At 68.5% G+C, this 18,826-nt stretch carries 18 protein-coding genes and 5 pseudogenes; 16 read left to right on the forward strand and 7 right to left on the reverse strand.

The genetic code is table 11. The features are described 5' to 3' along the window. The first annotated feature begins 176 nt into the window (after nucleotides 1–176). The gene (locus ACIRJT_RS36835; RefSeq protein ID WP_403918429.1) at nucleotides 177–926 is read left to right on the forward strand and encodes a haloacid dehalogenase-like hydrolase; all 750 of its coding nucleotides are present in this window, start codon (nucleotides 177–179) and stop codon (nucleotides 924–926) included. Here ACIRJT_RS36835 and ACIRJT_RS36840 read toward each other — a convergent pair. The 4 genes and pseudogenes from ACIRJT_RS36840 to ACIRJT_RS36855 form a co-directional block, all read right to left on the reverse strand. Next, nucleotides 885–1,205: an STAS domain-containing protein gene (locus tag ACIRJT_RS36840; protein WP_403918431.1), complete on the reverse strand. Its 321-nt coding sequence runs from the start codon at nucleotides 1,203–1,205 to the stop codon at nucleotides 885–887. The genes ACIRJT_RS36835 and ACIRJT_RS36840 overlap by 42 nt on opposite strands. A 268-nt stretch (nucleotides 1,206–1,473) precedes the next feature. Then, a complete protein-coding gene (locus ACIRJT_RS36845; RefSeq protein ID WP_403918434.1) occupies nucleotides 1,474–2,820 on the reverse strand; it encodes a cytochrome P450 in 1,347 nt (448 codons plus the stop codon). Nucleotides 2,821–3,328: 508 nt separating this feature from the next. Continuing rightward, nucleotides 3,329–3,628, reverse strand: a pseudogene (locus ACIRJT_RS36850) (terpene synthase family protein); the annotation flags it as partial. 69 nt (nucleotides 3,629–3,697) lie between these two features. Continuing rightward, nucleotides 3,698–4,129, reverse strand: a complete 432-nt coding sequence (locus ACIRJT_RS36855) for a hypothetical protein (RefSeq protein WP_403918436.1) — start codon at nucleotides 4,127–4,129, stop codon at nucleotides 3,698–3,700. Nucleotides 4,130–4,420: 291 nt separating this feature from the next. Between ACIRJT_RS36855 and ACIRJT_RS36860 the strand changes: the two genes are divergently transcribed. From ACIRJT_RS36860 to ACIRJT_RS36870, 3 genes and pseudogenes are all read left to right on the forward strand, one after another. After that, nucleotides 4,421–4,600, forward strand: coding sequence for a hypothetical protein (locus tag ACIRJT_RS36860; protein ID WP_403918439.1), 180 nt, complete (start codon nucleotides 4,421–4,423; stop codon nucleotides 4,598–4,600). Between the two features lie 504 nt (nucleotides 4,601–5,104). Further along, a protein-coding gene (locus tag ACIRJT_RS36865; RefSeq protein ID WP_403918442.1) for an IS5 family transposase occupies nucleotides 5,105–5,913 on the forward strand; the annotation gives its coding sequence in 2 pieces (ribosomal slippage) (nucleotides 5,105–5,444 and nucleotides 5,444–5,913; 810 coding nt in all). Between the two features lie 76 nt (nucleotides 5,914–5,989). Then, a pseudogene (locus tag ACIRJT_RS36870) lies at nucleotides 5,990–6,840 on the forward strand (IS5 family transposase); the annotation flags it as partial. 555 nt (nucleotides 6,841–7,395) lie between these two features. On the opposite strand, the gene ACIRJT_RS36875 reads toward ACIRJT_RS36870, so the two are convergent. Beyond that, nucleotides 7,396–7,551, reverse strand: coding sequence for a DUF6131 family protein (locus tag ACIRJT_RS36875; protein WP_403918445.1), 156 nt, complete (start codon nucleotides 7,549–7,551; stop codon nucleotides 7,396–7,398). A gap of 175 nt (nucleotides 7,552–7,726) precedes the next feature. On the opposite strand from ACIRJT_RS36875, the gene ACIRJT_RS36880 reads away from it, so the two are divergent. Then, complete coding sequence (locus ACIRJT_RS36880; protein WP_403918448.1) at nucleotides 7,727–8,176, forward strand: SRPBCC family protein; 450 nt, start codon at nucleotides 7,727–7,729, stop codon at nucleotides 8,174–8,176. Between the two features lie 123 nt (nucleotides 8,177–8,299). On the opposite strand, the pseudogene ACIRJT_RS36885 reads toward ACIRJT_RS36880, so the two are convergent. Then, nucleotides 8,300–8,563, reverse strand: a pseudogene (locus tag ACIRJT_RS36885) (sortase domain-bontaining protein); the annotation flags it as partial. Between the two features lie 290 nt (nucleotides 8,564–8,853). On the opposite strand from ACIRJT_RS36885, the pseudogene ACIRJT_RS36890 reads away from it, so the two are divergent. The 6 genes and pseudogenes from ACIRJT_RS36890 to ACIRJT_RS36915 all read left to right on the forward strand — a co-directional run. Further along, a pseudogene (locus ACIRJT_RS36890) lies at nucleotides 8,854–8,967 on the forward strand (HNH endonuclease); the annotation flags it as partial. Nucleotides 8,968–9,182: 215 nt separating this feature from the next. Next, a complete protein-coding gene (locus ACIRJT_RS36895; RefSeq protein ID WP_403911038.1) occupies nucleotides 9,183–9,509 on the forward strand; it encodes a plasmid stabilization protein in 327 nt (108 codons plus the stop codon). Nucleotides 9,510–9,563: 54 nt separating this feature from the next. Further along, nucleotides 9,564–10,002 (forward strand): annotated as a pseudogene (locus ACIRJT_RS36900) (DUF5709 domain-containing protein). A 22-nt stretch (nucleotides 10,003–10,024) separates the two neighbouring features. Then, nucleotides 10,025–10,693, forward strand: a complete 669-nt coding sequence (locus ACIRJT_RS36905; protein ID WP_403918451.1) for an HAD family hydrolase — start codon at nucleotides 10,025–10,027, stop codon at nucleotides 10,691–10,693. Between the two features lie 195 nt (nucleotides 10,694–10,888). Further along, entirely contained in the window at nucleotides 10,889–11,869 is a 981-nt protein-coding gene (locus tag ACIRJT_RS36910) for a TIGR03557 family F420-dependent LLM class oxidoreductase (RefSeq protein WP_403918454.1), read from the forward strand. 225 nt (nucleotides 11,870–12,094) lie between these two features. Further along, nucleotides 12,095–12,490: a VOC family protein gene (locus tag ACIRJT_RS36915; RefSeq protein ID WP_403918457.1), complete on the forward strand. Its 396-nt coding sequence runs from the start codon at nucleotides 12,095–12,097 to the stop codon at nucleotides 12,488–12,490. 104 nt (nucleotides 12,491–12,594) lie between these two features. On the opposite strand, the gene ACIRJT_RS36920 is transcribed toward ACIRJT_RS36915, so the two are convergent. Next, nucleotides 12,595–13,131 carry a cysteine hydrolase family protein gene (locus ACIRJT_RS36920; RefSeq protein WP_403918460.1) on the reverse strand — a complete coding sequence of 179 codons (537 nt, stop codon included), beginning with the start codon at nucleotides 13,129–13,131 and terminating at the stop codon, nucleotides 12,595–12,597. 124 nt (nucleotides 13,132–13,255) lie between these two features. Here ACIRJT_RS36920 and ACIRJT_RS36925 point away from each other — a divergent pair, with 124 nt between their 5' ends. From ACIRJT_RS36925 to ACIRJT_RS36945, 5 genes are all read left to right on the forward strand, one after another. Then, a complete protein-coding gene (locus ACIRJT_RS36925) occupies nucleotides 13,256–14,440 on the forward strand; it encodes a zinc-dependent alcohol dehydrogenase (protein ID WP_403918463.1) in 1,185 nt (394 codons plus the stop codon). 49 nt (nucleotides 14,441–14,489) lie between these two features. Further along, nucleotides 14,490–15,536 (forward strand): SDR family oxidoreductase, encoded by a 1,047-nt coding sequence (locus ACIRJT_RS36930; protein ID WP_403918466.1) that lies wholly within the window; start codon nucleotides 14,490–14,492, stop codon nucleotides 15,534–15,536. A 114-nt stretch (nucleotides 15,537–15,650) separates the two neighbouring features. Continuing rightward, on the forward strand, nucleotides 15,651–16,538 hold the full coding sequence (locus ACIRJT_RS36935; protein ID WP_403918469.1) for an SDR family oxidoreductase: 888 nt from the start codon (nucleotides 15,651–15,653) through the stop codon (nucleotides 16,536–16,538). Between the two features lie 49 nt (nucleotides 16,539–16,587). Then, nucleotides 16,588–18,063 carry an aminotransferase class I/II-fold pyridoxal phosphate-dependent enzyme gene (locus ACIRJT_RS36940; protein WP_403918472.1) on the forward strand — a complete coding sequence of 492 codons (1,476 nt, stop codon included), beginning with the start codon at nucleotides 16,588–16,590 and terminating at the stop codon, nucleotides 18,061–18,063. A 96-nt stretch (nucleotides 18,064–18,159) separates the two neighbouring features. Continuing rightward, on the forward strand, nucleotides 18,160–18,759 hold the full coding sequence (locus ACIRJT_RS36945) for a flavodoxin family protein (RefSeq protein ID WP_403918475.1): 600 nt from the start codon (nucleotides 18,160–18,162) through the stop codon (nucleotides 18,757–18,759). The last annotated feature ends 67 nt before the right edge of the window (nucleotides 18,760–18,826 follow it).

Raw genomic sequence — 18,826 nt, forward strand, 5'->3', positions numbered from 1 at the left:
CACCCGCTACGACAAAACCCGCGAATCCTACGAAGCAGCACTCACCATCGCGTCACTCCTAATGTGGATATGACCCTTTGAAGACAGGCCCTGGGGGCGTCGGAAGAGAGATCTTCGCAGACGCTTTCGAGCAGGTCACCGGTACACCGATGCGCGAACAGGCCACCGTGGACGGGATGACCGAACCCGTCATCTTCTGCCGGACCGCCCAGCTGCACGGCATCACCAGCGACCGCACAATGTTCGACGAATTCGCCCGCCGCTCCACCGAACTCCACCGTCTACGGGCCCATGATCTGCGTGAGCGCGGGCACGCGCTGCCCGGTGCCGCGGCCGCCATCGACACGGTGGCCGCCCTGGACGGCGTCGTGCAGAGCGTTGTCACCGGAAACATCCGGGCGGTCGCCAGGACCAAGCTCCAGGTCTTCGGACTCGACACCCACATCCAGTTTCCCCACGGCGGATACGGCGACGACCACGACGACCGCGCCGAGCTGGTCCGCACCGCCACCGCACGCACCCGCGCCGCCACAGGCGCCCAGCTCGCCCTGGCCGACGTCCTGCTCATCGGAGACACCCCCGCCGACGTAGCCGCCGCACGCGCGGCCGGCGTCCCCGTACTGGCCGTCGCGACCGGCCGCACCACTGCCGCGGAACTGGCTGACGCCGGGGCCACCACCACGATCCGCGATCTGCAGGACGCCGCCCCGCTCCACGCCCTGCTTCGCTTTAACTGCGCCAACGATCCCGCAAGGCCGGGTGCCTCGACGTCCTATCCCAGTGGCCGGGGGAGCCGGGCGGTGAGAGCGCACTGTGGTGGTCGGACCGGCGTGGAGTGGTCGCCGGTCCGACGGTTCGGTCATGGCCTGGCCGGATGCCCGGTGTCAGCCGGTGCGGGCGGCGTCGAGGGTGGAATGGATGCGTAGGACCTGGTCGGCTCCCACGACGGTGAAGAGGCGCTGGACTGTGGGGGAGGGGGCGGCGATGCGCAGGTCGGCGCGGTCGTGGGCGGTGAGGATCAGTCTCAGGAACATCGAGTCCGCGAACGTGATGCGGCTGGCGTCCAGGATCAGTCCGCCGTAACCGGTGATGGCCGCATCGATCTGCGCCTCCAGGGGAGGCAGGGCGTCGATGTCGAATTCGCCCTCGGGCGCGATGACCGGCAGCGGGTCGGAGCTGGAGCGGTCGGGCTGAGGTGTCGTCATCGCGTGATTATCCCCAAGCGTTCTGAGGGGAGTTCCGTCGGCCCGCACCCGCGCCCGGGACACCGGACGACAGGTCCTTCCGCACCGGCGATGCCAGCCGCCCGAGCGCGCACTCCCACCGCCGGCGCCGACTCTCAGCATCAACGGCGTGCGCACCGCGCCACGTGCCCCAGCCGTGTCCAGCTGCCGACCGCGAGCTCGACTGACTGCTCTCTCAGGAGAGGCAGCGGCGACAGCGACGGGTGCAGGGTTCGGGAACCGGGCGGTGCTATGTGCGGGGCCTGAGGCGCATGTGCAGCCGTTGCGGGCTGAGTGTGAGGGCCAGGGCGGGGCGGACGGGGCGGCCAGGCAGGGGTTCCAGGCGCCATCGTGCGGCGATCGTGGCCAGGATGATGACGGTTTCGGTGATGCCGAACTGGTCGCCGACGCACTTGCGGGCGCCTCCGCCGAACGGGATGAAGGAGCCGTCCGGTGGGTTGAGGTGGCGGGAGCTGCTCCACCGGTCGGGGTCGAATTGCTCGGGGTTGTCGTACTGGTCGGTTCGGTGGTGGATGAGATAGGGGCTGAAGAAGACGGCCGTGCCGGCGCGGACGGGGTGCGTGCCGAGGTGTGTGTCGGTGGTGGTGGTGCGGCTGACGAGCCAGGCCGGCGGATGGCGTCGCAGGGATTCCATGAGGACGCGGCGTGTGTATTCCAGCCTGGGCACGTCGTCGAGTGTGGCTGCGGCGCCGGCGAGAACGCTGTCGGCCTCGGCGTGGAGCTGTTCTTCGATGTGGGGATGCTGGGCCAGTGCGTGCAGTGCCCATGCCAGGGTGGCGGCCGCGGTCTCGATGCCGGCGAAGAAGAAGGCCATCAGCTGGTCGATGACCTCGGCGTCGGAAAGGTTCTGGTCATGGCCGTCCTCGGGGGAATCGGGGCTGCCGAGGAGTACGGACAGCAGGTCGTCGTGGCCGGTGTCGGCGGAGCGGCGGTCTGCGGTGGCGCGGGCCATGGTCTGGCGCAGGCGGGATTGGGCCTGGTAGTAGCGGCGGTTGCCGGGGGTGGGGAGCGTGTTCAGGCGCGGTGGTGTGATCATGCGCCGGAAGATGCCGTCCGTGATGGCGCCGAGGTCCTCCAGTACCTCGGTGATGGCGGTGGGGTTGAGGGTGTCGGCGAACATGGTTGCCACCAGGCCCTGGGCGACGATGTTCTGCATCTCGGCATAGGCGTCGATGGTCTGGCCGTCGGTCCACGAGCCGGTGATGGTGTCGGTCTGTTCGGTCATCAGGCGGGCGTACGCGGGCATGCGGGCAGGGTGGAAGGCGGGCTGGACCAGCCGTCGCTGGCGGCGGTGGTCGGTATGGGGGCAGAGGGGCAGGCCGTTGCCCAGGACTTCCCTGCCCTGGTCGAATGCCGGGCCGCCTTTGTCGAAGGTGCGGTCGTTGACCAGGACGTGGCGGGTCAGTCCCGGGTCGCACACCAGAAGAGCCTTCATGGGGCCGATCCGGATGTGGACCAGGTCTCCGTGGGCGGGCAGTGAGGTGAGGAATTTCAGAGGGTCGCGTGCCAGTGGCAGGAGGTGGCCGAGGAGAGGCAGCGCTCCCGGTGCCTGGCTGATCGGAACGTCCGTTGTCATAGCTGTCCACTCTCGGGTCGGCGGTGCGGTGGATGAAGCGGGGACGCGGGGTGCGCGGGGCCGGTCGCTGCGGGTGGAGCCCGGTGCCGGATCCGGGGAGGCGGATCCCGCGACCCCGCCGGTCCAACCCGGTGCGCCCTGGGTGCTCGGGGCTTGGCGCGTGCGGGCGTGGAACGGCACTGCCCGGTGACCCGCTGTCCGTCATGGGGCATCCTCGGCGGCGCCGGGCATGGCCGGCGGGGATTCTGTGCGGGGCCTGTGCCGCAGTTGCTGTCGGGGCGTCAGATGAGTGTGGCGAGGTGCTGCACGGGGCCGGTCGCCGGGTCGCGCGGTCGGTGTAGCGGGCGGTTTCCTCTGCCCAGAGGGTGTTGCCGGTCATCCAGGTCTTGAGTCCTTCGACCATTTCGGTGAGGGCTTGGCGGTCGTCGGGCTGCAGGTGGGGGTAGAGGACGGCCCCAGCGCGGCTTTCGGCGGCGAGGAACCGTCCGACCTGGACGTCGACCCGCTGGGCGACGAGATCGGCGGCTTCCTGCAAGGAGACGTCGAGTTTGCTGGTCAGGGCCACGACGTAGTTGCGGAGGTCGTTGAGGCGGATCTCCTTGGGCGCGGAGTACGGGTCGTTGACCCAGGCCACGACGTGGGAGGCGGCTTCGCACATGGTCGCGGCGTCCGGGTTGCGGATCAGGTGACCGGGCACCGGCCTGGCGGTGGCGACCTCGATGAGGTCGGCGGAGACGTACATGGCGCTGGTCAGGAGCCGGTGGGCGCAGTACGCGTCCTCCGCGAAGGGGGTTTCGGAGAAGTTGATCTCCGACTGGCGGACGTGCGAGTAGAGGTTCGGTCATGTCGTGGACGAGGCGGTTGGTCCACGCGGCGGTCATGCCCGGCCGGGTGCGGGCCCACAGGTCGGCCAGTCCTTTCCGGATCCTCGACACCGCGAGGACGTCGCCCACCCGGTGGGGCCCGGTTCGCGGGGCGGTGACGAGGAAGGGGGCGATGAACTGGTCGGCGATCTCGGTGGCCACCTCCGGGTCGCGGGCCCCACCGTGTCGTCCAGGACGTCGTCCAGGATGAAGTAGGCGCTCATCCAGTCCGCCAGGACGTAACAACGGCCGACGGAGGCGTGGGGATAGACCCGGGCGGCCAGCCTTCCGAGCAGGAACGAGTCGTTGACCTCCCGCGCTTTCGGGCTGTTGGCGATCATTCCCCTTTCCTGTACCCACGCCTGGGTGTGCTGCTGGGCGCGGTCTTCGTGGGGGTGGAGCCTGGACGGCAGATCGAGGCGGAGCTGAGGGACTGCGAGATCCATGATCACTCCCTGGTCCTTGTCCTGACAGTGGCGGGGCAGCGGCCCGCCGGTTCCTTTCCTTTCAAGAGAGCCAGCCCCACCCCAGGAAGGGAAGGTCTCGGTGACCAAAAGGGCGTGAACGTGTTGAACGGTCCTGTGCAGGCGAACCAGGGGGCGGGCCAGACGAAGGCCCGCTAGGAAAAGCACCCTGTGGTGTCGCGGCTGGTGACGAGCAGGACTCCGCCTCCGTGTGGGCGCAGCCGCCCCCGGTAGGCGGCCGGCGGCCGTGTCCCGGGCCCGACGAGGGACGGGGTGTCGACGTTAGAACGCGCAACCCTCCTCGTCGACCAGAACCACCCCAAAGTCCACGCCCTCTATCAGTCCCGGGGCTGGACGACTCTCGGGGACCTGCGCCCCCGCCTCCCCGACGCCCCGATCTTCCACGCCATGCTGCTCGACCTTCCCCTGGAAGCCAGGGGAACCGGGCAGTGAGAGCACACTGTGGTGGTCGGACCGGCGAGGAGTGGTCGCCGGTCCGACGGTTCGATCATGCCCTGACCGGATGCCCGGTGTCGGCCGGCTCAACGGCGATAGGACAGCGACGGCTGGTCGTGGTTCGAAGGCCCGTCGCGTACCTGGCAGACGGTCCGGTCGTTGTCCGTCACGAGGCCCGTTTCGGGGCGTCCCGGTGCGCGCCGCCGACCCGGTCGCCGAGCGGGTCGTGCACCATGCGGGCCGGTGGTCCCGCGGCCAGCGGCGGGGGTTCAACCAGTGGGCGGGCGTCGCTTCGTTGTGGGTGTGGGGGGGATGTGTCCGGTGGTGGTGGGGTGGTCGTCCGGCGGGTGCGCTGGTAGCGCGGCGGCGGTGGTATTCCCGGACCCGGAAGTGCCTACCAGCGGGACGCGTGAACCATTTTTTTACGCATTACTGATCGTTTCAGAATGAGATCGGTGTGTTGGCTTGGCAGTTGGGTGTTGCGTCGGCAGGATCTGGTGGGTGTCTGCTGATCTTGTGCCTGATGACCTGTGGGAACGCATAGCCCCGCTGCTGCCGGTGCGTCCGCCTCGGCGTCATCGCTATCCCGGGCGGCTGCCGGCCGATGACCGTGCTGCCCTGCGGGGCATCGTGTACGTGTTGCGCAAGGGTGTGAGCTGGCGGGACGTTCCCGCAGAGCTGGTCGGCTGCAGTGGCGTGACGGCCTGGCGGCGTCTGCGGGACTGGACCGAGGCCGGGGTATGGCCCCGGTTGCACGAGGTCCTGCTGACGGAACTACGCAGAGAAGGTCTGCTGGAGATGGACGACGCCGCGATCGACGGCTCGCACGTCAGGGCCCTCAAAGGGGGTCTCACACCGGACCTTCGCCGGTCGACCGGGCCCGGCCCGGCAGCAAGCACCACCTGATCGTCGACCGGCACGGCACTCCGCTCGCTGTCTCTCTGACCGGCGGAAACCGTCACGACGTCACCCAGCTCATGCCTCTGCTGGACGCCATACCCCGGATTCGTGGCCTGCGCGGCCGGCCACGCCACCGGCCCCGGCGGCTGTTCGCCGACCGCGGGTACGACTACGACAAGTACCGGCGTCTCGTCCGCGCACGTGGAATCACCTCCAAGTTCGCCCGCCGCGGCACCCCGCACGGCTCGGGACTGGGCAAGACACGGTGGGTCGTCGAACGGAGCTTCGCCTGGCTCCACCAGTTCAAACGACTGCGCATCCGCTACGAGATACGAGCCGACCTCCACCTCGGACTGCTCCAACTCGCCTGCAGCATCATCTGCTTGAGACGACTACGGATCTCATTCTGAAACGATCAGTTAGAAAGGGGGAGCCAGTTAGGGTCCGTCTTCAAAAGATCGTTCGATGGTGGATCATGGTGTCGTGATACGCCGACATGAACTCACTGATCGCGAGTGGGAGTTGCTCGCTCCGCTGATACCGCGGGCCGTCCGGGGACGGCCCCGAGCGGAGGACCGGCGGATCATCAACGGGATGGTCTACAAGATCCGTACCGGGATCTCCTGGCGTGACCTGCCAGAACGCTATGGCTCCTGGCAGACGGTCTACACGCGGTTCCGTCGCTACGCGATCGACGGCGTGTTCACCAGAGCCCTGCGGCAGATCCAGACCCGCGCGGACGCGGCCGGCGACATCGACTGGCTGGTGCAGATCGACTCCACCATCGTCCGGGCACATCAGCACGCCGCCACCGGACGAAAAGGGGGAAGCACCGGCAGGACGAACCGGACGATCACGCCCTCGGCCGATCCCGAGGAGGCCTGACCACCAAGATCCACCTCGCCGCCGACGGGCAGGGCCGTCCTCTGGCACTCATGCTCACCGCCGGCCAACGACACGACAGCGTCATGGCACAGGCCCTGCTCGAACGCATACGCGTGCCCCGCACCGGACCGGGCCGACCTCGCTGAACCCCCGACCATGTCGTGGCAGACAAGGCCTACAGCTCCCGGGCATTCCGCGCCTACCTGCGACGACGCGGCATCATCGCCACGATCCCCGAGAAGGACGACCAGAAGAAGCACCGCCGAAACCGCGGCAGTCACGGCGGCCGGCCACCTGGTTTCGACCGCGAGACCTACCGCCGACGCAACACCGTCGAACGCTGCTTCAACCACCTCAAGGGATTCCGCGGCATCGCCACCAGATACGACAAAACCGCCACCTCCTACGAAGCGGCGGTCAACCTCGCCTCATTCCTGCTCTGGGCAAGATCTTTTGAAGACGGACCCTGGTGGTCAACTGGCACTTCAGCACCGGACGTTAAAAACAAGCTCAGTGGTGATTGGCTTCGTCGGGTACCCCTATATGGAGGGGCGATTCAGCCCGGGACGAGTGGGGGTCGCTGCGTGTGCCGCCCTCGGCGCCTCAATTTGAAGCCTGCCCGGCCCGCGAGCCAGGAGTGGGCCGCCGCGCGCTACGGGGTTGGGCGAGCCCGAGGGCCGGCGAGTCGGTACCCGTAGAAGCATCCGGCCTGCGGGCGGGGCCTGTACGGGCCCACCACGGCCTCGTCGCCTACCTGCCGCCCCGTGGCGCTCCGCTGCGTATGGCCCGGCTCGAAAGGGGGACCGCTCCGGCTGAGCCATCGATGGGCCGGGAGGGAACCACGGATCTCCTGTCCCCGGCACGCGTGTTGAGGTATGCCCGGGGGCCAGGGGCCCGGGCATACCTCAACATGCTGTTAGCCGACGAAGCCACGACAGCGCCCCGGGGCAGAATTCTTCGGCGTCAATCGATGGAGAGAGTTCGCTGGGGCTGTCAGGACCAGCGTGCTACCAGTAGTGCCGTCGCCCTCCCACCGCATGCCCCACGGCTCCGAGGGCCCACAATGCGAGGCCGATGGCCACCAGGATGATCCCGATGGTCCACAGGACCCCGATGCCGGCCACCAGGCCGATGATCAGCAAGATAAGGCCGAGGACGATCATGGTGCCTCCGATCCCGGACTCACTCCAATGGTCGCGCTGTGGTGTCCGGCGCACAACAGCAGCAGCCGGGGGTACCGCGCTGGCAGAGAGCGTCGTCCTCGCCGGTGTTGGACGGATTGATTCGGGTACGCGGCGCTGCGTAACCATCCGAGCCCAGCTGTCACAGGGAGTGGGTATGTCGAAGATCGAGGAGTCCGTCGAGGTCGCCGTTCCGTTGCGGACGGTCTACGACCAGTGGACGCAGTTCGAGGAGTTCCCGCAGTTCATGGATGGGGTGCAGCGCATCGAGCAGCGCACGTCCACATTGACGCATTGGGTGACCAAGGTGGACGGCGTGGAACGGGAGTTCGATGCTGAGATCACCGAGCAGATCCCCGACGAACGAGTGGCCTGGGCCACGGTGGCGGGCGAGGTCCGTCAAGCCGGTGTCGTCACCTTCCACCGCCTGGACGATACGCACACCAAGGTCATGCTCCAGCTCGACCACGACCCGCAGGGGATCGCGGACACTGTCGGCGACAAGCTCGGCTTCGTCGGCCGCCAGGCCAAGAGCGACCTGAAGAATTTCAAGGAGTTCATCGAGTCCCGCGGCACCGCGACCGGCTCTTGGCGGAGCACCGCCTGAACAAGCTCCACCCCACGCGGTGCGGCGTCCCTGCGGCGGCGCACCACGAGCAGAGGCTCTCGACTCGGTCATGAGGGTGGCCGGTACCTCTTCCCGAGGTACCGGCCGATCTGCGCACGGCGTTCAGACCGCCTTCTTCAGTGACGTGAGGTGGGCGAAGGCCACCACATTCGCCGAGTAGACCTCTTTGTCGTCGAAGCTCATGCCGCGGGTCAGTAACCGGAGTTCGGGCCGCCCGGTCTCCCTGTACACCTTGTCGTCGGGGAACTTGTCCTTCGTGTAGGTCTTCACCGCGTCCACTGTGAACACTGCGGTTTTGCGGTCCGCGCGCGCCACGTTGTCCTTGTCGCCCCGGCGCAGTGCGTTGAGGGTGAGGAAGATGGCGGGCTTGGCCATCCCCGGCCGCGCCGGCGTCATGCTGCGCGGGTGTACTCGCCTACGCCGAGGCCGACGGGATTCTGTCTATGAATCGACGGCGTCGAGAGGCAGGATCGCCGCCCGAAGGCCGGCCACCCAGGACGAAAGGCCTTCGTGCCAGGCAAGAGGAAACAGAACACAATCAAGGCCACCGCCATCGATGCCGGACCGCCTGCGGTGGCCGGCCGGGAACCGGCCCGGTCGCATGCACGACCAGCTCTTCGCACCAGGGCCGTGCTCTCGACTTGCCGGTGAGTGGCTCAACCAAGCTTCGCTGGCAGCTCACCGAGGCTGATCGCGAGTCCGAAGCGCTGAAGGTCTACGTCGAGGGCCCGTGCGAGGACACCATCGTCCGCTGCACCCCGGTCGCCTGACCTGCCCACCGTCGGGAGCACCCAGCAGGTCAAGCCCGTCCTCCGACCGGCGCCCCGCTGGCTTCAGGAAGTGGCACTTCTTGATTCTGCCTCCAGGGGCGCAGTCCCTTGGTGCGTTGTTTAGTGGGGTCCGTAGAGGAAACGCGGTGGGTGTCCCGGCGTTCGTGACGGACTCCGGGCCCGCCACACCTCCGAGACGGAGTGAGGAGCACGTCGTGCCGGCCGGATCCAGCAAGAAGCGTGAGCGGCAGTACGAGCACATCAAGGAGAGCCAGGAGGAGCAGGGCGCTTCGAAGGGTCGCGCCAAGGAGATCGCGGCCCGGACCGTCAACAAGCAGCGCGCCCGGTCCGGCGAGTCGAGGACGGCGAGCAGGACGTCGACGCAGGACGGGAAGTCCGCCTACGAACGCGGTGGCGAACGCTCCCACAAGGGCGCGCAGGGTCCCACGAAGGACCAGCTGTACGCGGAGGCGAAGAAGAAGAACATCGACGGGCGTTCCTCCATGAACAAGGAAGAGCTCCGTAAGGCCCTCGGACGCTGACGCACATCACCATCCGGGCCGGACGGCCGCACGCACGACGGAGGAGCAGGACACATGCCCGCAGACGCACGCGGCGACGACGTGTACCAGCCGCAGGACGACGACGGCCGGATTCCGCCGAACGACGAGCTCGACCTGGAGAACACGCTCGACGAACGGGACCTGGACGACCAGATGGAAGAGGCCTACAGCCCCCCCGAACGCCCCTTTGCGCGACGGTGAGTCCCTGGACCAGCGGCTCGCCCAGGAGACCGACGACGTGGAACCGCCCGATGGTGACGGCATCGGCGACCTCACCGGGGGCGAGGGCGAGCCGTTGGAGGGATCCGAGCGCGAGCCCCGGGCAGGACGGCTCAGCGCGGCGGACGACGCGACCGGGCGGGAGAACGACGTCTACGCCGAGGACGTGGGCACCGACGACGGCGCCGCCTCGGCGGAGGAAGCGGCCGTGCATGTCACGGACGAGGCGGACACCCAGGAGCGCAAGGCCTGACAGCCAGTGAAAGCGGGAGACCATGACGGGCGCGGCGATCTTCGATGTGGACGGCACACTTACCGATACCAATCACCTCCACGTGGTGTCGTGGTGGGAGGCTTTCCGGCAGGCCGGGCACACCGTGCCGATGCCGGACATCCACCGGGCGGTCGGCCTCGGCTCCGGTGATCTGATCGAGCGGCTGCTGGGGTCCGACAGGGACCCCGAGCAGGACGCGGCCATCAGCTCCGCCCACACCGTGCTCTACGCGACGTGCTTCGACCGCCTCCCTGCCTTCCGGGGCGCGGGCGACCTGTTGCGCGCCCTGGCCGGACGCGGTTGGCGGGTCGTCCTCGCCACCTCGGCGAGCGGTACGGAGCTCGCGGCTCTGCGGCGGGCGGTGGACGCGGACGAGGCGATCCTGGCCACGGCGAGTTCGGATGACGTCGACCGGGGCAAGCCCTCACCGGAGCCTGTCGAGCTGGCGTGCCGACTGGCCGGAGTCAGTGCGGAGCGGGCGGTGTTCGTGGGCGACACGGTGTGGGACATGGAGGCCGCGGGGCGGGCCGGGGTGACCGCGGTTGCACTCCTGTCGGGCGGTATCCCTCGAACAGACCTGGAGCGGGCAGGAGCGGAAGCAGTGTACGAGGATGTCGCCGAGCTCCTCGACCGCCTCGACGACAGCCCTTTCGGCCCAGGTCCAGGCTGACGCGCGGACCTCGAACCTCCAGTCGCGCAGCCGGGCGGGCCGGACATGACGGCCGCGGTGCCGCCGAGCATCACCCGGAGGGGCCAGGTCCGGGCTGCATCCCGCTCTGCCTCTGCTCGCGATCGTTATGTACGGAGATCAGGGGGTACCCCTGTGCGGAAGATGCGGCCCTGACACGTGCGGAATGAGGATCACATGCAGGTGGGATACAAGTTGGCGGCGGAGGCATTCGGCCCGGCGGAGCTGGTCAGGCAGGCTGTGCTCGCCGAGGAGGCGGGATTCGACTTCGTCGAGATCAGCGATCACTACCACCCCTGGCTCGACAATCAGGGGCACTCGCCGTTCGCGTGGACAGTGCTGGGAAGCATCGCGGCCAGGACATCGCGGATCGGTCTGGCGACCGGAGTCACGTGTCCCACCGTGCGCTACCACCCCGCCATCATCGCTCAGGCCGCGGCGACACTCGCCCTGCTCTCGGAAGGCCGCTTCGTGCTGGGTGTCGGCTCCGGGGAGCGGCTCAACGAACACGTCGTCGGCCCCGGGTTCCCGGACGCGGTCCGTCCCCGGCACGAGATGCTCACCGAAGCCCTGGAGATCATCCGGCTGCTCTGGAGCGGTGGGTACCGGTCCTACGAGGGCAAGCATCTGCGGCTGCAGGACGCCCGGGTTTTCGACCTCCCCGACGAACTCCCCCTGATCGCCGTGGCCGCCAGCGGTCATTTGTCGACCCGCATCGCCGCCGAGCTGGGTGACGGCCTGTTCGCCACGGAGGACAAGCCGAGCATCGTCCAGCACTACCGTGACGCCGGGGGAGCCGGCCCGTGCTACGGCGAGGTCCCGATGGCCTGGGCGCCCGACGCGCACACCGCAGCCCGCGCCGCTCTCGAGACGTCGCGGTGGGCGCTGACCGGGTGGAAAGTGATGAGTGAGCTGCCCAATCCGGTCAACTTCGATGCCGCGACCACCACCGTGCGCGAGGAGGACATCCTGGAGAAGTTCGCCTGCGGAGCAGACCCTGGACGCTACATCGAGGTCGCCCAGAGCTACGTCGACGCGGGCTTCGACAGGCTGGTCATGCAGAACGCGGGCCCCGACCCCGACGGCTTCATCGACTTCTACCGGCGTGAGCTCGACGGACGCATCCGACAGCTCAGGCCGAACCACGCGCGATCCTGAAAGCTACGGAATGTACACCCCGGATCTGGTGCCGATGCCTGCGCAGGAGGAACGCCCGCAGACTGCGCCTGGAAGAGGAGTGCCTTTGCGGCTACCCGTCCGATACGAAGTACCCCGACCTCGTATCGAGTCGGCCAAACTGCCGAGATCGGTAAGCCCAGCGAGTCATTGTCGGAAGAGGGGACCGCATTTCCGCGAGGTCGCCCGGTGGCACAGGATCAAGGCATGACAGAAGCGCCTCTGCAGATCGACACCCTCGTCATCGACGCCGACAGCCCCGAGCGCCTCGCCGCGTTCTGGTCGGAGCTGCTCTCCCGGCCCATCGTGGACCGCACGGGCCCCTATATCTGGCTGCGGCGCAAGAACGGCCTGGGATTGGGCTTTCAGCAGGCCGGTGAACCCAGGCCAGGGAAGAACCGCATGCACCTCGACATCGCCTCCCCAGATCCGGCGGCCGAGCAGCGGCGGGTCGAGGCACTCGGAGGAAGACGCCTGGAGGAATACACCGATGGCGGCTTTCTGGTAATGGCCGACCCCGAGGGCAACGAGTTCTGCATCATCCCGGAGGGATCCGGCTCCGTGGGCCTCGACGACCAGGGGCATGCCCACTACCTCGACTGATGTGAGGCCGTGCTCCGGCCGAGGCGAGGAGGCCGGAGGCGGACAGCGCCCGGGAGAATATGATCGCCTTGGAACGGTACCCCGGCACCCTTCTTGTGGCGGTCTCAGAAGGTGACATCGTCCGCTGAAGTGATCCGGGCCCCCATGTTGCGTTCCATCATGTGCAGCGCAGCGTCGGCCAGGTCGCTGTGGATATGGGCCACCGCGTCCCTGGGGACGGTCACGTGCAGATGGCGGATATGGGCATCGAGTGCTGAATACAGCACACACTGTTCGGTGACCTGCCCGCACAGCACTACATGGTCAGCACCCAGCTGGGACAGCAGGTAGCTCATCGGCGTTTCGTAGAAGATCGAGTGCCGCGCTTTGACCACGAAAAGGGAATCGTCGTCCGGCAGAATGGGCTTAACCAGCTCTGCGTTCTTCCCCGCGAGAGTCTTCTCGATGATCTCTCCGTGGTGGGATCGCCATTCTCCGAAGTTGTCGTTCGCGTAGATGACGGGAATATTTTCCGAGCGGGCGCGGGCGATGAGCCGGGCGATGGGTGGCAGTGCCGTCCGGACAGAGGGAATGAGCAGGTCGGCGTCGGGATGATCGTATGTATTGACCATGTCGACCACGATGAGAGCGCTGTTCCTCATGTCGTCATCATCGCAAATGGCCGCTCGTGCTTCGCCTGCCGGTCTGCCTGCGTGTTTCATGGGGCGGCTGATGGGAACCCGGCGCACTCGTCCACGAATAGCCGGTGACGGAGGGAGCGGGGCCATGCGCGCACTGACCTACCAGGGAAGGCGGGATGTCCGGGTGGAGACGGTCCCGGACCCACGGATCCAGGATCCGACGGACATCATCGTCAAGATCACGTCCACCGGGATCTGCGGCTCCGATCTGCATCTCTACGAGGTCCTCGGGCCCTACCTCGACCCGGGCGACATCCTGGGACACGAACCCATGGGAGTCGTCGAGGAGGTCGGCCGCGAGGTGACCGCCGTCGCTCCGGGGGACCGGGTCGTGATCCCCTTCAACGTGTCCTGCGGCCACTGCCACATGTGCGGGCAGGGGCTGCACTCGCAGTGCGAGACGACCCAGGTGCGCGAGCGCGGCACAGGTGCGTCCCTGTTCGGGTACACCAAGCTCTACGGGCAGGTGCCCGGAGGCCAGGCCGAGTACCTGCGGGTCCCCTTCGGCAACGACCTGCCCATCAAGGTCCCGCACGGCCCGTCGGACGACCGGTTCGTGTATCTCTCCGACGTCCTGCCCACCGCCTGGCAGGCCGTGGAGTACGCCGACATCCCGCCCGGCGGCAGCGTCACCGTCCTGGGCCTCGGCCCGATCGGCGCCATGGCCGCCCGGATCGCCCTCCACCGGGGCGCCGGCCTCGTCATCGGCGTGGACCTGGTCCCCGAACGCCTCGACCGGGCGAGCACGTACGGCGCCACCTGCCTCGACCTGCGCCGCTACGGCAAGAACCTCGGGGACGCCGTCCGCGACCTCACGGACGGGCGCGGCACGGACGCGGTGATCGACGCGGTCGGCATGGAGGCCCATGGCTCCCCCGTGGCCAAGGCGGCACACACGGCGGTCGGCCTGCTGCCCGACGCCCTCGCCCAGCGCATGATGGAAACAGCAGGCATCGACCGCCTCGCCGCACTGCACGCGGCGATCGACCTGGTGCGCAGGGGCGGCACGATCTCCGTCTCCGGCGTGTACGGCGGCTCCGCCGACCCGATGCCGATGCTGACCATGTTCGACAAGCAGATCCAGCTGCGCATGGGGCAGGCCAACGTCAAGCGCTGGGTGGATGACCTGCTGCCCCTGCTCACCGCCGACGACCCGCTGGGCGTGGACTCCTTCGCCACTCACCACCTGCCGCTGGAAGAGGGACCGAAGGCTTACGAGACGTTCCAGAAGAAGGCCGACGGCATGATCAAAACCCTGCTCGTCCCCTGACCGGGCGACGGAGACCGGCTCCGCAGCCACGGAGGAAGGAAACCCCGGCATGAAGAACAACGGCCCCCATCCCGGCAAGCGGGTCGTGGTCACGGGAGCCACCGGCAACGTGGGCACCAGCGTGGTGCGCGCGCTCGCCGCCGACCCGGGCATCGGCTCGGTCCTGGGGCTGGCCCGCAGGCGGCCCGAGCTTCAGATCCCGAAGGTGGAGTGGGACACCGTCGACCTGTCCCGGACCGACAGCGAGGACCGGCTCGCCGGTCTCCTGCGCGGCGCCGATGCCGTCGTCCACCTGGCCTGGCGCTTTCAGCCCACCCACGACCCGGTCGTGACCTGGCAGAGCAACGTGCTGGGCTCCCGGCGGGTTTTCGAGGCCGTGGCACGCAGCGGGGTTCCCGCCCTGGTGCACGCCTCGTCCGTCGGCGCCTACTCCCCAGGACCGAAGGACGAACCCGGCGTCGACGAGGAGTGGCCCACCGACGGCTGGCCGGACGCGGCCTACTGCCGGGAGAAAGCCTACCTGGAACGGGTCCTGGACACCTTCGAACTGCGCCACCCACAGATCCGGGTGGTCCGGCTGCGCCCCGGATTCCTCTTCAAGGAGACGGCCGCCCCCGAGCAGCGGCGGATCTTCGCCGGCCGCTACGCCCCCGGCCCCCTCCTGCGGCCCGACCTGCTGCCCTTCGTGCCCGACCTGGACGGACTACGTTTCCAGGTCCTCCACACCGACGATGCCGCCGACGCCTACCGGCTGGCCGTGCTCGGCGACGTACGGGGCCCCTTCAACCTGGCGGCAGACCCGGTCATCGACGCCCGCAGGCTGGCGGACCTGCTCGATGCCCGGATCGTGCGGATCCCCCGGGCCCTGGTGCGCACCGCACTCTCGGCCGCCTGGCGGGCCCACACCGTACCGGCTTCCCCGCACCTGTTCGACGCGGTGCTACGCCTGCCCGTACTGGACTCCGGCCGGGCCCGCGACGTACTGGGCTGGCAGCCCACCCGTACGGCGGAGGACGCACTGAACGCCTTCCTGAGAGGAGTGCGTGAAGGCACCGGCGAAGACACGGCACCGTTGGCCGGCCGAAAGATCGGCTGACAACAGCAACTCCACACGGGTGCCGCCGACGCCAGAGTCCGGCCCTCCCGCTACGTACGGCCCGGCATACCGGATCCCACCGTGCCTGTTCGACAACGTGAGAAGGCGACAATCATGGCAAGCAGCGAACATCCGCAGGACCCCAACCGGGCCCACCCCCGCCCCGACTTCCCTCAGCAAGACCAGGAGCACCCGGGCTGGACCGGCCCTATGGATCCGCCGCCCGACCACGGCGAGGAGTCCTACGTCGGCTCCGGCCTGCTCGACGGGCGGAAGACCGTCATTACCGGAGGCGACTCCGGTATCGGCCGCGCAGTCGCCCTGGCCTACGCCCGCGAGGGTGCGGACGTGGTCTTCACCCACCTCCCCGAAGAGGGGAAGGAAGCCGCGGAGACTGTTCGACTGGTGGAGCAAGCGGGCCGCAGGGCGGTCCCCGTCGTCTGTGACATCCGGGACGAGAAGCAGTGCCGCTCGCTCATCGAGGACGCCGTTTCCGAGTTCGGCCGCATCGATGTCCTGGTGAACAACGCTGCCTACCAGATGTCGCAGCCCGACGGGATCTCCGCGATCTCCACCGAGCAGTTCGACCGGGTGATGCGCACCAACCTCTACGGCATGTTCTGGCTGTGCAAGAGCGCCCTGCCGCACATTCCGCCAGGAGGGTCGATCATCAACACCACCTCGGTCCAGGCGTACAAGCCGAGCCCTCATCTCCTCGACTACGCGATGACCAAGGGGGCGATCGTCACCTTCACCCAGGGCCTGGCCCAGATGTTGGCCTCCGACGGCATCCGCGTCAACGCCGTCGCTCCGGGCCCCGTCTGGACCCCGCTTATCCCGGCGACCCTGCCCGACACCGCCGAGTTCGGGAAACAGAGCCCGCTTGGCCGGCCCGCGCAGCCCGCGGAAATGGCGCCCGCCTACGTCTTCCTGGCCTCCGCGAACGCCTCGTTCATCACCGGCGAGATCATGAACGCCACCGGCGGCACACCTCTCCCCTGATGCCGGAAACGAGGCTGATTTGGCCGCGGCGGCCGGGAAGGCGTGTCGTATGACCATCAACCATCACGAAGCGCCGGTTCTCGACGCTCTCGCGGCCTACCGCCAGAGGGACGAGCTGGGTTTCTCCCCGCCCGGTCACAAACAGGCGCGAGGCGCTTCCCCAACTGTGCGCGCCGTGCTGGGCGACGCGGTGTTCCTCGGAGACGTCCTCGCCACAGGAGGTCTCGACGACCGCCAGGAAGAATCCTCCGTACTACGGAGGGCCGAAGGCCTCATGGCTGACGCCGTCCACGCGGATCACACCTTCTTCTCCACCTGCGGCAGCTCCCTGTCGGTCAAGGCCGCCATGCTCAGCGTCGCCGCACCCCACCAGAAGCTGCTGGTCGGCAGGGACGCCCACAAGTCCGTCATCGCCGGCCTCATCCTCTGCGGCATCGAGCCCGTCTGGCTGGAACCACAGTGGGACACGGAACGCCACCTCGCACACCCGCCCTCCCCCTCCACCCTGGAGAAAGCCTTCGCGGACCACCCGGACGCACGCGGCGCCCTGATCACCAGCCCCACCCCCTACGGCACGGCGGCCGACCTACGTGCCATGGCCGACATCTGCCACCGGCGCTCCAAGCCACTGATCGTCGACGAAGCCTGGGGCGCCCACCTGCCCTTCCACCCGGACCTGCCGTCCTGGGCCATGGACGCCGGCGCCGACGTCTGCGTCACCAGCATCCACAAAATGGGCAGCGGCCTCGAGCAAGGCTCCGTCTTCCACCTCCAGGGCGACCTGGTGGACCACGACACCCTCGCCTCACGGGCCGACCTCCTCGGCACGACCAGCCCCTCGGTGCTGCTCTACGCCGGAATCGACGGCTGGCGCCGACAGATGGTCCTGGAAGGACACGGACTGCTCTCCCGAGCACTCGACCTCGTAGCGACGGTGCGCCGGCGCATCGAGGGGATCGATGGAATGCACGTCAACGGGCCAGACGACTTCTGCGGACCCGGCGCCGCCGCCGAGTTCGACCCGCTGCCCGTGATCATCGACATCGAGGCCACGGGCACCACCGGCTACCGGGCCGCCGACTGGCTGCGCAAGCACCACCACATCGACATGCACCTCGTGGACCACCGCCGGATCAGCGCCCAGTTCACCCACGCCGACGACAAGGACACCGCCGACCGGCTGCTGACGGCCCTACGGGACCTGACCCGCCACGCGCACACGCTCCGCCCCGCTCCCGAGGTGCACGTGCCCACACCCGCCGAGCTCCGTCCCGACCAGGTATGCCTGCCGCGTGACGCCTACTTCGCCAAGACGCAGGACGTCCCGGCGTCGGAAGCCGTGGGCCGCGTCGCCGCCGAGATGCTCACGCCCTACCCTCCCGGCATCCCGGCCGTGCTGCCCGGCGAGCGGATCACCGAACCCCTCCTGCGCTACCTGCGATCCGGCGTCGAAGCCGGCATGAACATTCCCGACCCCGCCGACCCCACCCTTCAGACCATCCGCGTCCGCGCCGAAGACCACTGACAGCCCTCACACCGGCAGCTCCGGGCCGGCCCAACGCCGCACCCGACAAGGCCCGCGCAGGACCCTCAACCCCAAGACCAAGGAGAAACCCCCGCCATGCGTGCTCTCGCCCTCGTCTGCACCCTGAATGCCTCACCCGCCCCCTCCAGCAGCCAGTACCTTGCCGAGCAGGTCATGGCCCAGTTCGCACGCCATGACGTACAGGGCGAGATCGTCCGGGTCGCCGACCACGACGTCCGCCCGGGGATCGGGGTGGACATGGGCGACGGCGACGCCTGGCCGGGCCTACGGGAGAGGGTTCTGGCCGCCGACATCCTCCTCATCGCCACACCCATCTGGCTCGGCCACCCCTCCAGCGTCTGTCAACGTGTGCTGGAGCGCCTCAACGCCGAGTCCTCCGAGACCGACGATCAGGGCCGTCCGCACACCTACGGCAAGGTCGCCGCCGTCGCCGTCGTCGGCAACGAGGACGGCGCGCACAAGGTCAGCGCGGACGTGTTCCAGGGGCTCAACGACGTCGGCTTCTCCCTCGCCCCCGGAGCGGTCACGTACTGGGTCGGCGAAGCCATGCACGGCACCGACTACCAGGACCTCGACGAGACACCCGACGCCGTCGCCTCCACCACCAAGGCCGTCGCGGCCAACGCCACCCATCTGGCGCGCCTCCTCGCCGACAGCCCCTACCCGGCAACCTGACGGCCCGGGCCCGCACATCGGCGGGCTGCGCAACCACCCCTCATCCAGCGAACGACGGCGGACTCTC

Source organism: Streptomyces sp. NPDC102283 (assembly GCF_044766265.1).
GTDB lineage: Bacteria > Actinomycetota > Actinomycetes > Streptomycetales > Streptomycetaceae > Streptomyces.

Bases quoted from the DNA above. Each gene is read 5' to 3' on its own strand.
- ACIRJT_RS36875 (WP_403918445.1), bottom strand. From the start codon at position 7,551: ATGATCGTCCTCGGCCTTATCTTGCTGATCATCGGCCTGGTGGCCGGC.
- ACIRJT_RS36915 (WP_403918457.1), top strand. From the start codon at position 12,095: ATGACAGAAGCGCCTCTGCAGATCGACACCCTCGTCATCGACGCCGAC.
- ACIRJT_RS36925 (WP_403918463.1), top strand. From the start codon at position 13,256: ATGCGCGCACTGACCTACCAGGGAAGGCGGGATGTCCGGGTGGAGACG.
- ACIRJT_RS36880 (WP_403918448.1), top strand. From the start codon at position 7,727: ATGTCGAAGATCGAGGAGTCCGTCGAGGTCGCCGTTCCGTTGCGGACG.
- ACIRJT_RS36905 (WP_403918451.1), top strand. From the start codon at position 10,025: ATGACGGGCGCGGCGATCTTCGATGTGGACGGCACACTTACCGATACC.
- ACIRJT_RS36945 (WP_403918475.1), top strand. From the start codon at position 18,160: ATGCGTGCTCTCGCCCTCGTCTGCACCCTGAATGCCTCACCCGCCCCC.
- ACIRJT_RS36855 (WP_403918436.1), bottom strand. From the start codon at position 4,129: ATGGATCTCGCAGTCCCTCAGCTCCGCCTCGATCTGCCGTCCAGGCTC.
- ACIRJT_RS36935 (WP_403918469.1), top strand. From the start codon at position 15,651: ATGGCAAGCAGCGAACATCCGCAGGACCCCAACCGGGCCCACCCCCGC.
- ACIRJT_RS36920 (WP_403918460.1), bottom strand. From the start codon at position 13,131: ATGAGGAACAGCGCTCTCATCGTGGTCGACATGGTCAATACATACGAT.
- ACIRJT_RS36835 (WP_403918429.1), top strand. From the start codon at position 177: ATGACCGAACCCGTCATCTTCTGCCGGACCGCCCAGCTGCACGGCATC.
- ACIRJT_RS36840 (WP_403918431.1), bottom strand. From the start codon at position 1,205: ATGACGACACCTCAGCCCGACCGCTCCAGCTCCGACCCGCTGCCGGTC.
- ACIRJT_RS36940 (WP_403918472.1), top strand. From the start codon at position 16,588: ATGACCATCAACCATCACGAAGCGCCGGTTCTCGACGCTCTCGCGGCC.
- ACIRJT_RS36845 (WP_403918434.1), bottom strand. From the start codon at position 2,820: ATGACAACGGACGTTCCGATCAGCCAGGCACCGGGAGCGCTGCCTCTC.
- ACIRJT_RS36910 (WP_403918454.1), top strand. From the start codon at position 10,889: ATGCAGGTGGGATACAAGTTGGCGGCGGAGGCATTCGGCCCGGCGGAG.
- ACIRJT_RS36930 (WP_403918466.1), top strand. From the start codon at position 14,490: ATGAAGAACAACGGCCCCCATCCCGGCAAGCGGGTCGTGGTCACGGGA.